14 protein-coding genes and 1 riboswitch are annotated in these 15,146 nt (G+C 67.8%); of the genes, 1 reads left to right on the top strand and 13 read right to left on the bottom strand.

Going from position 1 to position 15,146, the window contains the following annotated elements:
- Positions 1-12: 12 nt before the first annotated feature.
- The 3 genes from H6935_13385 to kdsB all read right to left on the bottom strand — a co-directional run bounded on the left by H6935_13385 (position 13) and on the right by kdsB (position 2,006).
- Complete coding sequence (locus H6935_13385) at positions 13-378, bottom strand: hypothetical protein (protein MCP5279332.1); 366 nt, start codon at positions 376-378, stop codon at positions 13-15.
- Between the two features lie 6 nt (positions 379-384).
- The gene (adk, locus tag H6935_13380; GenBank protein ID MCP5279331.1) at positions 385-1,050 is read right to left on the bottom strand and encodes an adenylate kinase; all 666 of its coding nucleotides are present in this window, start codon (positions 1,048-1,050) and stop codon (positions 385-387) included.
- Positions 1,051-1,238: 188 nt separating this feature from the next.
- Positions 1,239-2,006 (bottom strand): 3-deoxy-manno-octulosonate cytidylyltransferase, encoded by a 768-nt coding sequence (kdsB, locus tag H6935_13375; GenBank protein ID MCP5279330.1) that lies wholly within the window; start codon positions 2,004-2,006, stop codon positions 1,239-1,241.
- Positions 2,007-2,103: 97 nt separating this feature from the next.
- On the opposite strand from kdsB, the gene H6935_13370 reads away from it, so the two are divergent.
- A complete protein-coding gene (locus H6935_13370; protein ID MCP5279329.1) occupies positions 2,104-3,330 on the top strand; it encodes a diguanylate cyclase in 1,227 nt (408 codons plus the stop codon).
- A gap of 9 nt (positions 3,331-3,339) precedes the next feature.
- Here the strand turns inward: H6935_13370 and H6935_13365 are convergent, their stop codons facing one another.
- The 10 genes from H6935_13365 to H6935_13320 form a co-directional block, all read right to left on the bottom strand.
- A complete protein-coding gene (locus H6935_13365) occupies positions 3,340-4,056 on the bottom strand; it encodes an adenosylcobinamide-GDP ribazoletransferase (GenBank protein MCP5279328.1) in 717 nt (238 codons plus the stop codon).
- A complete protein-coding gene (locus H6935_13360) occupies positions 4,044-4,679 on the bottom strand; it encodes a histidine phosphatase family protein (GenBank protein MCP5279327.1) in 636 nt (211 codons plus the stop codon). The genes H6935_13365 and H6935_13360 overlap by 13 nt, the downstream gene beginning before the upstream one ends.
- Positions 4,666-5,688 (bottom strand): nicotinate-nucleotide--dimethylbenzimidazole phosphoribosyltransferase, encoded by a 1,023-nt coding sequence (cobT, locus tag H6935_13355; protein MCP5279326.1) that lies wholly within the window; start codon positions 5,686-5,688, stop codon positions 4,666-4,668. Before cobT ends, H6935_13360 begins: the two co-directional genes overlap by 14 nt.
- A 29-nt stretch (positions 5,689-5,717) precedes the next feature.
- Positions 5,718-6,236, bottom strand: coding sequence for a bifunctional adenosylcobinamide kinase/adenosylcobinamide-phosphate guanylyltransferase (gene cobU / locus H6935_13350; protein MCP5279325.1), 519 nt, complete (start codon positions 6,234-6,236; stop codon positions 5,718-5,720).
- A gap of 4 nt (positions 6,237-6,240) precedes the next feature.
- On the bottom strand, positions 6,241-9,588 hold the full coding sequence (locus tag H6935_13345) for a DEAD/DEAH box helicase (protein ID MCP5279324.1): 3,348 nt from the start codon (positions 9,586-9,588) through the stop codon (positions 6,241-6,243).
- Between the two features lie 56 nt (positions 9,589-9,644).
- A complete protein-coding gene (locus H6935_13340; GenBank protein ID MCP5279323.1) occupies positions 9,645-10,217 on the bottom strand; it encodes a hypothetical protein in 573 nt (190 codons plus the stop codon).
- A gap of 72 nt (positions 10,218-10,289) precedes the next feature.
- On the bottom strand, positions 10,290-12,140 hold the full coding sequence (locus tag H6935_13335) for a TonB-dependent receptor (GenBank protein ID MCP5279322.1): 1,851 nt from the start codon (positions 12,138-12,140) through the stop codon (positions 10,290-10,292).
- 114 nt (positions 12,141-12,254) lie between these two features.
- A riboswitch (cobalamin riboswitch) is annotated at positions 12,255-12,471 on the bottom strand.
- A 48-nt stretch (positions 12,472-12,519) separates the two neighbouring features.
- Positions 12,520-13,065: a CNP1-like family protein gene (locus H6935_13330; protein ID MCP5279321.1), complete on the bottom strand. Its 546-nt coding sequence runs from the start codon at positions 13,063-13,065 to the stop codon at positions 12,520-12,522.
- 73 nt (positions 13,066-13,138) lie between these two features.
- Complete coding sequence (locus H6935_13325) at positions 13,139-13,720, bottom strand: DUF3501 family protein (GenBank protein ID MCP5279320.1); 582 nt, start codon at positions 13,718-13,720, stop codon at positions 13,139-13,141.
- Between the two features lie 78 nt (positions 13,721-13,798).
- A complete protein-coding gene (locus H6935_13320; protein ID MCP5279319.1) occupies positions 13,799-15,136 on the bottom strand; it encodes a Fe-S oxidoreductase in 1,338 nt (445 codons plus the stop codon).
- Between the last annotated feature and the right edge of the window lie 10 nt (positions 15,137-15,146).

The raw sequence follows: 15,146 nt of genomic DNA, 5'->3' as shown, positions 1-15,146 counted from the left end.
GTCTTCACAAATTCATTGGATGCCGGTCTCGCCCCGGCGCTTGGCGTCTTCCTCTTCCTGGACCTTGAACAGGCTGATGACGCAGTCCCCCAGGTTGTCGTACGTCTCCTTGCCGGTACCGAAACGGTCCTTCACGGAGTAGTAGAACATGGCCCGGTACTCGGCCGGGCCGGTGCGGGACAGGACGAAGGCGCAATCGCCCACGATCCAGAACAGTGCGGGGCAAACGGTGAGTTCCCGGTCACCGGGGGAGAGACGGATTTCCGTCTCCGCCTCCTTGATCTCCACACCTTCGGCCACCTGGGCGCCAAAGCGCTCCTTGAGGGTGGCCTGCACCAGCTTGATGTCGGCTGCGGAGAACTCCGGGATATCACTCATGCCGGATTACTTCTTGACGGCGTCCAGGCCGGCGAACACGGCGCCGGTGATGCTGTCCACGGAGCCAACGCCGGAGACCTTGATGTACTTGGGCGCGTCGGCGGCACCGGTGTTGCCCCAGTCGCCGTAGAACTTCACCAGGGGCTCGGTCTGGGCGTGGTAAACGTCCAGGCGCTTCTTCACGGTTTCTTCCTTGTCGTCGTCACGCTGGATCAGGTCCTCGCCGGTGACGTCGTCCTTGCCCGCTTCCTTGGGGGGGTTGAACACCACGTGGTAGGTGCGGCCGGAAGCCACGTGCACCCGGCGGCCGGACATGCGCTTGATGATCTCCTCGTCGGGCACGTCGATTTCCACCACGGCATCCAGGGGCACGCCGGCAGCCTTCAGGGCCTCGGCCTGGGGGATGGTGCGGGGGAAACCGTCGAACAGGTAGCCGGACTTGCAGTCGTCCTGGGTCAGGCGCTCCTTAACCATGCCGATGATGATGTCGTCGGACACCAGGCCGCCGGCATCCATGATCTTCTTGGCGGCAACGCCCAACTCGGTGCCGGCCTTCACGTGGGCACGCAGCATGTCGCCGGTGGAAATCTGGGGAATGCCGTACTTTTCCTTGATGAAGTTTGCCTGGGTGCCTTTGCCCGCGCCGGGGCCGCCGAGAAGAATCAGTCGCATGGAAAAACCTCTTTGAATCAACCCCTTGCGGGGATGTGGTTGGAACGAAGAAAAAATGGAGGGGAAACTACAGGCGGCCAGTAGGGTATTCGCGTGACCTGCCAGAAGACAGTCAATTTTTTATATTTGCATATAAGAACAGGTTATTGATCGCCTGGAGTTTGGCCATCACGTGGCAGTCCGATCAATCAGGCATCGCGAAATAAACGGCGCACCGTTTCCAGGTCTTCGGCGGTATCCACCCCGGGCGGGCTGGGCTGTTCGCTGACGGTGACCGCGATGCGGTGGCCATGCCACAAGGCGCGCAGCTGCTCCAGGGATTCGAAGGACTCCAGGGCGGGGCGGGCCAGGTCCGGATAGGCCTTGAGGAAGCCCACCCGGTAGGCATAGAGGCCGATGTGGCGCATCACCGGCAGACCGGCGGGAATGGCTGTTGCCTGGTCCCCCGTCCAGGCATCCCGGGCCCAGGGAATCGGCGCGCGGGAGAAATACAGGGCATAACCGTCCTGGTCCGTCACCACTTTCACCACGTTGGGATTGAAGACCTCGTTGACGTCGTGGATAGGATGGCAGACCGTAGCCATGTCTGCGGCGGCATGCTCGAACAGGGCCCGGGCGGTGGCCTGGATGAGGGCAGGGTCGACGAGGGGCTCGTCCCCCTGCACATTGACCACCACCGTGTCGTCGCTCCAGCCCATCCGCGTGGCCACCTCCGCCAGGCGGTCCGTCCCCGAGGCGCAGTCCGGCGAAGTCATCACGGCCTGGTAGCCGTGGGTCTCGACCGCCGCATGGACCTCCTCGTGGTCCGTGGCCGCCCATACTCCTGCCGCGCCGCTGCGAAGCGCCCGCTCCAGCACCCTCACCACCATGGGCCTGCCGGCGATGTCCGCCAGGGGCTTGCCAGGCAGGCGGGAAGAGGCGTAGCGGGCGGGCACGACGACCAGAAATGGGTTCATGGGACTGTTCCGAGGCCAGGTAAACGTCGCCTATTGTATGAGTCAAGGGCGCACAAAGACCCTTCAGAAATCAGGCTCAATGACGATAAGCCCATCCATGACTTCAAGCAATCACCTGCGCAACGAACGGCAACACCGCTTCGCCCGGGGGCTCAGCGTACCCCTGGCCTGGGGTTTCGCCGTCCTGCTGACCCTCATGGCGGCCCTGGTGGCCCACGCGGTGTGGAACATCAGCGCCCTGGAAGACCGCATGCAGGAGATCGTGGAGACCCTGAACCGCAAGATCCAGCTGGCCACGGACCTGCAGGAGGCGGCCTACAACCGCCACGCCGCCCTGGTCTACCAGACCCTGGCGGAGGATCCCTTCGAACGGGACGACAGCTTCCAGCTTTTCATCAAGTGGGGTTACCACGTGGGCAAGGCCCGCAACGACCTCAAGGCCATGCCCCTGGACGAATTCGAGCGGGAAAATCTCGCCCGCCAGGACGGCCTGGTCAGCCGCATCAGCGCCCTTCACGACGAACTGGCTGACCTTGCGGCCCGGGGACTCGGCACCCAGGCCCACGCCCTCATGGCCACGGACCTGCGCCCCTTGAACATTGAGTTCACCGAGACGGTGGAGCAATTGCGCCGCCACGAGCGGGACCACATCCGGGAAGCCCTGCTGGCCACCCAGGACGCCACCCGCCAGGCCGTGCGCCTGCACTTGGTCCTGGGGGGCACCCTGCTGCTCCTGGCCACCCTCATCGGCCTGGCCACACGCCGCCTGCTGGCCAGGCACGCCATCACCATCTGCCGCCAGATGACCGACCTGGAACAGGCCGGCCACCGCCTGGAACACGAGGCCACCCATGACCACCTCACCGGCCTGGCCAACCGTGCCCTTTTCCAGCGACGCATGGCGGAAGGCATCGCCCACGCCCAGGAGGACGGCTATCTCATGGGCGTCATGTACCTGGACCTGGACGACTTCAAGCAGGTCAACGACACCCACGGCCACGGAGTGGGGGACGCCCTGCTGCAGGAGATCGCCCGCCGCCTGCGCCAGGTGGTGCGGGCCTCGGATACCGTGGCCCGGCTGGGCGGCGATGAGTTCGCCTTGGTCCTGCCCGGCCTGGCCAACCCCGGCCAGTGCGGGGACCTGAAGAAAAAGATCGAAAGCGAGATCATGCGCCCGGCGAGGCTGGTGGACATCCACCTGACCCCCGGAGGCAGCGTGGGTTGCGTCCTCTATCCTCAGGACGGCCGGACCCTGGAAGGCCTGCTCAAGGTCGCCGACGAACGCATGTACGCCGCCAAGCGGGAGCGCAAGGCGCGGGGCTGAAGCCTCGTTTCAGGCCAGGGCCGCCAGCACTCCCGCCAGCAGCAGGGCGCTTTCCGACACTTCCACCCCCGCCCCCAGGGCATCGCCGGTCATGCCTCCCAGGCGTGCGGCCAGATAGCGGTGCCAGGTCAGGATCACCATCGGTGCCCCCAAAAGGACGGGGCAGGTCAGCCCGGCGGCGGCCAGCAGGAACAGCCAGCCCCAGGGAATCCAGGCCGGGGCCCGCCAGGCGAAGCGCTCCCCCAGGCCCGGCTTGATGGCGGGCAGCCGCGCCCACCACAGCACGCCCAGGCGGGCCCAGGCTGGCACCAGGAGGAGCAGCCAGTACAAGTCCAGCCGCGCGGCCAGCATCAGCAACACCAGCTTGACCGCCAGCTGGAGCACCAGGGCCACCACCCCGAACACCCCCACGTGGGGGTCCGCCAGCACCGCCAGCAGCCGCACCGGATTGCCGTGGGCAGCCCCCAGGGCATCCGCCAGGTCGGACAGGCCGTCCAGGTGCAGGGCCCCCGTCACCCCCACCCAGGCCACCAGGCCCAGCAGGGCCCCCAGCCAGGGATCGAAGCGGGCGCCCAGCCAAACAGCCCCCGCCAGGATGGCCCCCAGCAGCAGGCCCACCAGGGGAAACCAGGCCACGGAACGGGCCTGGGCCTCCGGCGTGAAATCCTTGATGGCCGGCGTGGGCAGCCGGGTCAGGAACTGGAGGGCCAGGATCAGGCCGTGCATGGGTTCAGGTGCAACAGCACGGGGGGATGACCCGCCAGGACGGAGACCTGGAAATGGGCCGCCTCCGGCAGGGCGATGCGCCAGGCATGGGTGGTGGGCAGGCCCAGCAGGTCCATGAGCAGGACCCGCATGACGCCGGCATGGGTCACCAGCAGGCGATGCCCGCCGGCGGCATCTCCCAGCCAGGCCTCCCAGGCGGCGCGGACCCGCCGGACCAGGGCCTCCATGTCCTCTCCCCCCGGGGGGGCCGTCACGCCGCCGGAGGCCTGGTAAAGACGGAATTCCTCCGGGTCCAGCCGGGCGGCGTCCTCCCCGCGCAGGCCTTCCCAGGCCCCGAAGGCCCGTTCGCGAAAGCCGTCCAGAAGGGCCAGGGGCAGGCCCCGGTCCCGGGCCCAGGCCGTGGCGAACTCCGCGCAGCGGCCCAGGGGGGAGGCGGCCACGGCGACCACGGCCACCGCGGGCGCCGCCTCCAGGCGCGCCAGCACCGTCTCCATCTGCGCCCACCCACGGGGCGAAAGGGGATCGTCCCGCTGGCCCCGCATCACATGGGCCGGTCCCCGGACCGCGCCGTGGCGCAACACGGTCACCCGGGTCGCCCCGGGCGGGAGTTCAATCCCCTGCACGGATGCCCGCCTCGGCGAAGGTGGCCATGCCGGCGTGAAGGGCGCAGGCCAGGCGCAGCAGGGGCAGGGCCACCGCCGCGCCGCTGCCCTCTCCCAGGCGCAGGCCCAGGTCCAGCAGGGGGCGGGCCTCCAGGGCGGCCAGCAGGGCGCCATGTCCGGGTTCCGCCGAGGCGTGGCTGAACAGCAGCCAGTCCCGCGTGCCTGGAAGCAGGCGGCAGGCGGACAGGGCCGCGCCGGTGGCGATGAAGCCATCCACCAGGACTGCCAGGCCGGCCTGGGCGCACGCGATGTAAGCGCCCACCAACGCCGCGATCTCGAAGCCACCCAGGCGCCGCAGGACTTCTTCGGGCTGCATGGCGGTCCTGGGCAGGCCATGCAGGGCCAGGGCCCGGTCGATGACACTCGCCTTGCGGGCCACGCCGGCAACGTCCAGGCCCGTGCCCGGCCCGGCCAGGTCCCGGCCCGCCCGCCCCAGCAGGCCGCAGGCCAGGGCCGCCGCCACGGTGGAATTGCCGATGCCCATCTCGCCGCCGATGAACAGGTCGGCGCCGGCGGCCTGGGCCCGGACCACGGCCTGGCGCCCGGCGTCCAGGGCCAGTTCCAGTTGCCCCGGGGACATGGCGGGTGCCCGGGCCAGGTTGGCGGTGCCCCGGCCGGCCCGGGCGACGATGACGCCGGGCAGCTCACCTTCAGCCAGGGTGCCCGCGTCCACCACCTCCAGGTGAGCGCCCACTTCTCTGGCCAGCACGGACACGGCTGCACCGCCCTTGACGAAGTTGGCCAGCATCAGGCGCGTGACCTCCTTGGGGTAGGCGGAGACGCCCTCCTCCACCACGCCGTGGTCGCCGGCGAAGACCGTGATCCAGGGCCGCTCCAGCCGGGGCCGCGCCACCCCCTGGAGGGCGGCCAGCCGGATGGCCGCCTCTTCCAGCCGGCCCAGGCTGCCCGGGGGCTTGGTGAGCTGTGACTGGCGCTGTCGGGCGGCCAGGGCCATGGCCGGGTCCGGCATTCGGGCGGGCGCCCGCCACCAGGGCCCGTTCACGGACCGCCCCCTTTCAGGTCCAGGGGCAGGCCGGCGGCTACCAGGGTCACCCGGTCCACCAGGCGGGCCAGGTCCTGGTTGAGTCGGCCCGCCTCGTCCACGAATCGGCGACTCAGTTCCCCCAGGGGCACCACCCCCAGGCCCACCTCGTTGGCCACGAAGATCACCCGGCCCGGCAGGCGGGGCACCAGGGCCAGGAGCCCCGCCCGCTCCGCCGCGAAAATGTCCTCCCCCGACTCCAGCAGGTTCATGAGCCACAGGGTGAGGCAGTCCACCACCAAGCAGCGATCCGCCCGGGCGGTGGCCGCCAGGGTCTCCGCCAGATGCAGGGGGACTTCCAGGGTTTGCCAGGCGGCGGGTCGGTCGGCCTGGTGGCGGGCGATGCGCGCCGCCATCTCCGGATCCCTTGCCTGGCCCGTGGCGATGACGGTCACGGCCAGGCCGGAGGCCTGGGCCCGTTCCTGGGCATGGCGGCTCTTGCCGGAGCGGGCCCCGCCGATCACCAGAGAATGCATGCGCTCACTTTCCCGGCAGGGGCGCCAGCAGGGCGCGGATATCATCTTCACCGAACTTGACCAGGGCACCGGCATCCTCGGAAAGCACCCCTTCGGCCAGGGCGGCCTTCTTTTCCTGGAGGGCGACGATGCGCTCCTCGATGCTGCCCGCCACCACCAGCTTGTAGACGAAGACCCGGTTCTTCTGGCCGATGCGGTGGGCCCGGTCGGTGGCCTGGTTTTCCGCCGCGGGGTTCCACCAGGGGTCGAAGTGGATCACGGTATCGGCGGTGGTGAGGTTGAGGCCCACGCCCCCCGCCTTGAGGCTGATGAGGAACACCGGGGCCAGGCCGGCCTGGAATTCGGCGATGACCTTCTCCCGCGCCAGGGTCTGCCCGGTGAGGCTCACGTGGGCGATGCCCGCCTCGTCCAGGGCCCGGGCGATGAGGTCCAGCATGGACGTGAACTGGGAAAACACCAGCACCTTGCGCCCTTCCTCCACCAGTTCCGGCAGCATGTCCATGAGCAGGCCCAGCTTGGCCCGCTCCTTCACCTTCTCCGCCGCCTGCACGGTCTTCAGCAGGCGGGGATCGCAGCACACCTGGCGCAGCTTCAGGAGGGCGTCCAGGATGACGATCTGGCTTCGGTTGAAGCCCTTGCTGGCGATCTCCTCCCGCACCTTCACATCCATGGCGGCGCGCACGGTCTCGTACAGGTCCCGCTGCCCTCCCACCAGCTCCACCGTGCGCAGGATCACGGTCTTCTCCGGCAATTCCCTGGCCACCTCTTCCTTCTTGCGGCGCAGGATGAAGGGGGCCAGGCGGCGGGCCAGCAGGTCCCGGCGCAGGGTGTCGCCATGCTTTTCGATGGGGGTGCGCCAGGTCCTGGCGAACTGCTTGCCATCCCCCAGAAAGCCGGGCAGGAGAAAGTCGAACTGGGCCCACAGTTCCCCCAGGTGGTTTTCCAGGGGGGTGCCGGTGAGGCACAGGCGATGCCGGGCCCGGAGCTTGCGCACCACGGCGGCCGCCCGGGCCTGGGCGTTCTTCACCGTCTGGGCCTCGTCCAGGATGAGGGTGCTGAATTCATGCCTGGCCAGTTCCGCCTCGTCCCGCCACAGCAGTGGGTAGGTGGTGAGGCACACGTCATGGTCGGGAATGCGGGCAAAGGCGGCGGCCCGGGCCTTGCCGTGCAGGGACAACACCTTCAGGGCGGGGGCGCAGCGTTCCGCCTCCCGCTGCCAGTTGAAGACCAGGGAGGTGGGCAGCACCACCAGGGCGGGCTTGTCCAGGCGGCCCGCCTGCTTCTCGGTGAGCAGGTGGGCCAGGGTCTGGGCGGTCTTGCCCAGGCCCATGTCGTCCGCCAGGATGCCCCCCAGGCCCTGGGCGCGGAGATATTGCAGCCAGGCCAGGCCTTCCTGCTGGTAGGGCCGCAGGGCGAAGGCGAAGCCGGGCGGCGCGGGCACCGGCTTGACCCCCTGGCCGTCCTGGAGCCTGCGGGCCATGTCCCTCACCGCATCCGCGCCCTTGAACTGCCAGCGTTTCGCATCGGTGAGGTCCTCCAGGCGGGGGGCGTCCAGTTTCGACACCCGCAGTTCACCGCTGGCGGGCACCTGGTCGAAGAGGTCGATGAGGGTGGCGGCCAGGGGCTTGATGCGCCCGGCGGGTACCCGCACCCGGCGCCCGCCGGGCAGGGCCAGCTGCACCGGCTCTTCGTTCTTGATGCGCTTGAGCCTGGCCGGCTCCAGCCAGCGGGCATCGGTGCGGAACAGATCCGCCAGCAGTGGGGCCAGGGGCAGGCGTTCCCCCTCCACCACGATGCCCATACTGAGGCTGAACCAGCCGTTCTCCGCCTCCTCCAGTTCCGCGTCCCAGGACTCGGGCTCCAGGATGTAGTGGCGGAAGCCCTCGGGCACTTCGATGGACCAGCCCCGGGCCCTGAGGGCGGGGGCCACGTCTTGGAAGAAATGGGTCCAGCGCTCTTCGCTTTCCAGCCCCCACAGGCCGGGTGGCGGCTCGCCGAAGAACGCCTGGCGGGGAATGGGCTTGAAGCCCGCCTCGCCCAGCCTGTCCAGGCGTTCCGCCTCGACGGCCTCCTGGCGGCGCAGGCGCAGCACCTCGCCATCGGCCCGGACATGGAATTCCGTGGCCGCGCCCGGGGGAACCTCCAACTGCGAGTCGCCGTCGCCGTACCGGAACACCGGCGTGGCGTAGTCCAGCAGGGACTGGCCATAGGTATGGGCCTTGTACCCCCGGTAGGCCTTCATGCCCCAGACCCGCAGGGTATTGAGGCGCAGCAGGGCCCGGGGCTCCCCCCCCACCTCCACCAGCGCGCGCCCTTGCGCCGCGTCAGGCTGGGGCAGCTCCGGGGCCAGGTCCGCCAGCAGGCCGGACACCACTGGCACATCCACTTCCTCCAGGGGGGGCAACAGCAGCAGCTGGCGCAACAGGCCCTGGTGGGGGCCGCACTCCAGGGGCCCCGCCTCGCCCCGGCCGACATCCACATACCAGGGCGGGTCGCAGGGCAGGGCCAGGGTGGCGGCGGGGTCGGCGGCCAGAGCCGGGTAGAGGCGCCGCTGCGCGTCCGTGCGCCAGGCCAGGCCGCCCGGGCGCGGACCGCCCGCCTTCAGGGACGTGAAGCGCCAGGTGGCCGTGGGGGCATGGGCATGCTCGGTCTCCACACACCAGAGGCGGCCCGTGGGCAACATCAATTCCAGGGCCTGGGCAACAAAGGCCCCCTCCAGGGGCAAGTCATGCCAATAGGAGGAGGGCAACCGCCGGACCAGCTGCAGCAGGGGCCGAAATATGGCGAGATCCGCCTCGTCCACGAACTGGGGCGGCTGGAGCATGGCCCGCTCCATGTTGGTCCAGGGCTGGCCCCGGCTCCCTCCCTGGGGCCGCACCACCCCCTTGAAGAGCATCAGGCGAGGCTCGTCCCCTTCCCGGGCTGGACGAAAGATCAGGTAATGCAGCTGGCTCCCCGGCCTGGCGGGTGACTTGGGCCGCCCCCCACGGGCCTGGCTCTCGCGCACCTGGGCGGCCCAGTCCAGCACCAGTGGATTTACCCGGGCCCTCTGGCCACGCTGGCTCTGGGCCGCCACCAGGGCCGCCACCACGTGCTTGCAATTGGCCCCCACCGGGCAGGTGCAGACCCCCATGGCCGTGATCACGCCATCCTGCCTGGCGAAACGCACCAGCACCTCGTAGGGCTTGGGGCGGCTGCCTTTCACCATCGCGGCCAGCATGTCCGGCAGATAGCGCAGGTTGGACACCCGGTGCCCGTACCCCGCCGCCTTGCGCAGGGTGTGCAAATCGAACCAGCGGGCGATGTCCGCCTGGGTGTAGGCGGTGCTGAGCTTTTCGGTCATGGGGGCCATGGCAAATCAAAAGCCCCGGACCGGGGCCGGGGCTTGGAGAAAGGTGGACCGGGATATCAGGCCCGGCGCATCCGTCGTGTGGAAATGGCGAGCGCCTCATGGACCAGGGCGGCCAGGCCCACGTACAGGGCCATGACCCCCAGGTAGGCCGGTGCGTAGTCCACCCAGGTCTGGAGGAACTGAGGCAAGTTGGGCTCCGTCACCCGACCGCCCAACCAGTAGAATGCACCATTGGAGAGTGCGAAGGCCGCCAGGGCGGAGACGATCACCGTCACCGCCAGGGTGGGCAGGCCCGCCAGGCCCAGGACGCCATGGACCCGCAGCCACCGGCCCCCCTGCCACAGCACGCCGTAGGCCAGCAGCAGGGCGCCATATGCGGTGGTCAGGCAATAGCCGGGCACCCCCATCCAGCCCACGGCGGCCACATCGATGGCCACGGCCTGGAGCATGAGGGCGCCTATCCATGGGGGACTCAGGTAAAGGCCCGCCAGGAAGAAGATGGCCCAGGAGGCGTCCGGCAGGTGCAGGGCGTCGCCGAAATGATGGAAGCGGGTGGCCAGCATGAAGGCCATGAGGAAGAGACCTATGAAGGTCTGGGTACGTGGGGTGCAGTGGTAGCAGGTGTTCATGTCTTTCTCCTTACGCCATGGATGCGCCATGGGCTCCATGGCGCGAGTTTATCCGGAAATCCGTGCCGGCCCTCACCCCTGGGGCTGATAGCGCACGCCGACGAACAGGCTTCGGCCCGGGGTGTTGTAGCCGTAGGCCTGCTCGTAGGCCTTGTCCAGCACATTGTCCAGCCGGGCCTCCAGCCGCCAGTCTCTGGCCGTGCGATGAGACAGGGACAGGTTCAGGAGGCCGTAGCCGGCAAGTGCCCTGCTGTTGGCCAGATCGTCATGCCGTGGCCCGGTGAGCAGCCATTCCCCCCGCCAGGACCAGGCGCCAAGTTCCCGCGCCAGACTGAGGGCTCCGGACCTTCTGGCCCGACGTGGCAGGGCCAGGCCACTGCCGCTGTCCTCGGCGGCCTGGAAGGTGGCATGACCACCCAGGGCCCAGGGGCCCCAGTCTCGCTGCCAGGCCAGTTCCAGACCGTCGATGCTGGCCGTGCCCACGTTGACGGGGAAGTCGTTGGACGTGCCATTGCTGGCCACGATGAGGTCGGAAATTCGCTGCCGGTAGAGGGTGGCGCGCAGGCTCTGCTTGCCTTCCTGCCATGTGAGCCCCAGCTCTCCATTCCTGGAGCGCTCGGGCAGCAGGCCGGGGTTGCCGGAATAGGTGTAGGTGAAGACACCGGGAATGCTGTAATCCGTGAACGGGAAATATAGGTCGTTGAAGGTGGGTGCCTTGAAGGCGGTAGCCAGGGTGGCATGCAGCCTCAGGCCCCGACGCGGTTCAAAACCGTAGCTCATGGCTCCCGTTGTCCTGGAGCCGAACTGGTTGTTGTGGTCATTGCGGGCATTGACCTGCAGCAGATGCCTGCCCCAGTGGCCGCCGTAACCGGCGAACAGCGAGCGGATGCGCCGGGCGTCCACGCTGAAGGCCGTGGTGGAATCCACCTCCTGCTGCAGGTATTCCGCCCCCAGCAGCACCTTGCCACCCCATGCATCCAGGCCGTTCTCCCACGTGAACTGGTCCTGGCTGGTCTGGAAGCGGCTGGGCGCGCCGCCGAATGTACGCATGTTGTCCTTGCCGCGGCCGAGCCGCACGGTAGCGTCCCATGCCGGCAGCAATCGCTGGCTGAGCTGGAGGCTCTGGCTGGCCAGGGCCTGTCTGGAGTAGTCATTTCCCGGAGTGCCCATGTCGAACTCGGTGCGCGTTTCCACGTCCATCAGGCCCAGGGAAAGTTCGCCATCGGACCACCGGCGGGCCAGGCGAGCCTGGGCGGATTGGTTGCGGTAGCCGTCCCGGTCCGGATTAAAGGCCCCGAACAGGGCCTTGGGGTTGGTGGCGGAGAAACCCTCGTTCTGGGCATGTCCCAGGCTCACATCCAGGCGCCAGGGACCGTCTCCGACGCCGAGGCCCACATCCGCATGGCGCAAGCCATGGGCACCCAGGCCTGCGGAGAACCCCGTCAACCCCGTGCCCTTGCCGCCGCCACGGGTGAATATCTGCAGGACGCCGCCCACTGCATCCATGCCATAGAGGCTGCTGGCCGGCGCGCGCAGCAGTTCGATGCGCTCCACGGCATGCAGGGGCAGGTGCTCCAGGGCGGTACTGCCCAGGGTGGCGGAACCGATGCGCTGGCCATCCACCAGCACGAGCAGATGGTTGGCATTGGTGCCCCGCACATGGACGTTCAACTGGCCGCCGAGGCCGCCACTGGCGTTCAGCTCAAGGCCGGGGACCGCACGCAGCAAATCTGCCATGGTTGCATGGCCATAGGCGTCGATCTGCTCCTCCGTGATGACGGTGACGTCCGCGAGCAATTCACGGGCGGGCGTTGGTATGCGCGTGGCGGTGACAACGATCTCACCAAGGAGAGGTGCTTCCTGGGCCCAGGCGGGCAGGGAAAACAGGCCGGCGATCAGCGCGGCCAGGACGGTGCGTTGCATGGAGATGTTCCTTTTCCGGCTCCCAGCATCCCCGCTGGGAATACTCAAAAGCGGGCCGATAAAGGGTCTTGACCGGACGGGTCGTTGCACCGATGTCGCCGAATCCGCCTCCCGCGGCCCGCACCTGCTTCAGGCCGGTCTCCGGGCTCGCGCCTTGGGTTCAATACCCTGGCATTCCGCCTTCCCGTCCGGGGACAGTGGCGTGAGGAATGCCGTGAAGCGCTTACCGTTGCGGGGGCAGCACAGGACTTGGCGGGGCCTGAGCCCCGGGACCGCACCTGTTTCCCGTTTCACCCATCTCGCGATGGACACCAGAAGCGGAGCGGAGTCTAGCCGCGCAGGCGGGGAAAAGACCATCCCCCCTGTGGGTAGGACCGGATCACTCGCCCCGCCTTACGCCGCCATGCTTCACGGCATAGCGGATCTTCTTCAGGTCACCGGCGGTATCCACGGTGCAAAGGTAATGAAAGAACAGTTCCCGCTGGTGGCTGGCGGCCTGGCGGGCGGGAATGAGCTCCCACTTGGCGTAGCGGTTGCGGGACCACTCTCCCGTGGAGCGCCCGAAGGCGTAGAGCTTGCGTTCGCCGGTCTCGCAACGCATGCCCTCGAAATTCACCGTTTCCGCGCCGGCGGGACTGCGGATCAGCACGCTGTAGCGCACCACGCCGTCCTCGCCCACGTTGATGGAGTTGTAGTCGATGTAAAAGCGGTTGCTGGTGGTGGCGCTTACCGTGAACTCCACCAGGTTCCCTGCCTTGGGGTAAGGCGGCAACTGGGCCTGGATCTCTTTCCAGGACTTGGCGTTCTCGTCGAAATCGTGTTCGAAGCTGCCCAGGCCATAACTGTCTCCCCATACGGTGGCTTCACGATCAGCTGATGCGGGGGCGGCCAGCAGGCCGAGCAGGAAGACGACGATGATGCGCATGAGGGTTTCCGTGGCAGGTGTTTCCGTTTCAGACCGCCATGTTAACGCCACTGGCCGAATCCGGCTGACAGGCTCAGACCAGATCCGCGGCCAGGGCATCCCGCACGCCTGGGGCAACGTCCACCGATACGGCCATTTTTGGGTGGTCGATGCCGGCAGAGATGGACGCCCCCGCCCTGACGGCCGCGCACATCTCCGGGGTAAGCTCGAAGCGCATGAAATGGATGGAGGCGGTCTTGTCCGGGGCGCTGCGGTCCAGGTCCTCGTTGGAAATGGGGTGGATCTTGTCGAACCCCGCCACCTTGACCCAGACCGTGTCCTCGATGCCGATCAAGCGTGCCAGGGCGTCACGACGCTCCTGCTCGTCCGGGTATTCCACCATGAAGGTGGCCTTCCAGTTGCTGCCGTCCGGGATTAGGGGGTTATAGACGTCCAGTTCATCCTGGATGAGTTCCGGCTCGAAGATACGTTCCAGGCGCAGCATCTCCTGGACCTGGTATTGCATGGTGAGGGCGTCCTCGAAGTACAGCGCGGCGTGGCTCCCCAGGGCCACGCGCCGGTTCTTCTTGTGGGCGATGACCTTGGCGCGGAACTCGGGCCGGGCACGGGCATATTGCTCCAGGCTGTACAGGTTTTCGTGGGTGAGTTTATGCATGGTGGGCTCCTGTCTGCCTTCCCCGCCCAGGCGGGAACCCAGAAAAAACCTGGATTCCCGCCTACGCGGGAATGACGCTCATTTAATTCCGTAGGCCTTGCGGATCAGGGTGATGGGGTGCTCGGGCGCGCTGCCGTCCGCCCGGGCATGGGCGATATGGTGCCCGGCCATGGCGCAATCGCTGCCATAGTGGTCCGGCCTGGCCTGATTTACCCGGTTCACCACGGGTTTGACGATCTTCATGGCGAACTGGTGGAACTCCTTCTTCACCGCGTAGGTGCCGTCGTGGCCGGAGCAGCGCTCGATGAACTCGATCTCCGTGCCGGGCACCAGGGCCAGGGCCTCCCTGGTCTTGGGGCCGATGTTCTGCACCCGCTGGTGGCAGGCCGCGTGGTAGGCCACCTTGCCCAGTTGCAGCTGGAAATCAGTCTTCAACTTGCCAGCCTTGTGGCGCAGCATGAGGTACTCGAAGGGGTCGTAGAAGGCGTTCTTCACCTTCCGCACGTCCGGGTCGTGGGGGAACATGAGGGGCAGTTCCTGCTTGAACATGAGTACGCAGGAGGGGATCAGCGCCGTCAAATCCCAACCCTCATCCACCATCCTGGCCAGTACCGGGATGTTGACCTCCTTAGCGGCCTTCACGGATTCCAGGTCACCCAGTTCCAGCTTGGGCATGCCGCAGCAGCGCTCCTTCTCGGCCAGGGTGACGGGGATGCCGTTGTGCTCGAACACCGCCGCCAGATCCTCGCCGGGGCCGGGCTCGTTGCGGTTCATGTAGCAGGTGGCGAACAGGGCGATCTTGCCTCGGGTCTCGCCGGCGGGCTCACCGGGGGTGCCGGCAGGCAGTTTCTTCAGGCGGGAGCGCAGCGGCTTGCAGGAGAACTCGGGCAGCCAGGCGTCGGCAGAGATCTCGGCCACCGCCTCCAGGGCCTTCCGCGCCGGGCCGACCTTGTTCACCGCGTTGACCACCTGGGCCACCACCGGGATGCCGGCGAAGCTGCCCACCAAGTCCGTACTGGTGAGCACCTTGTCCCGCAGCCTGGTGTCACGGTTCTTGAAGTGCCAGGCCTTGGCCCGCAGCATGAGGTGGGGGAAGTCCAGGTTCCATTCGTGGGGCGGCACGTAGGGACACTTGGTCATGTAGCACAGGTCGCACAGGTAGCAGTGTTCCACCACCTTCCAGTAGTCCTCCTTCTTCACGCCATCCACTTCCATGGATTCGGACTCGTCCACCAGGTCGAACAGGGTGGGGAAGGACTGGCACAGGGACACGCAACGGCGGCAGCCGTGGCAGATGTCGAACACCCGTTCCATTTCCTTGAACAGGGATGCCTCGTCGTAGAAGTCGGGGTTCTGCCAATCCAGCGGATGTCGCGTGGGGGCTTCCAGGTTGCCTTCACGAATGGGGGCGGCCATGGCTGATCCT

Origin of the sequence: Thiobacillus sp., assembly GCA_024235835.1 — a bacterium.
Lineage (GTDB): Bacteria > Pseudomonadota > Gammaproteobacteria > Burkholderiales > Thiobacillaceae > PFJX01.
Note: the sequence above shows the minus strand (reverse complement) of the source record. Positions and strands in the feature narration are given on the sequence as shown.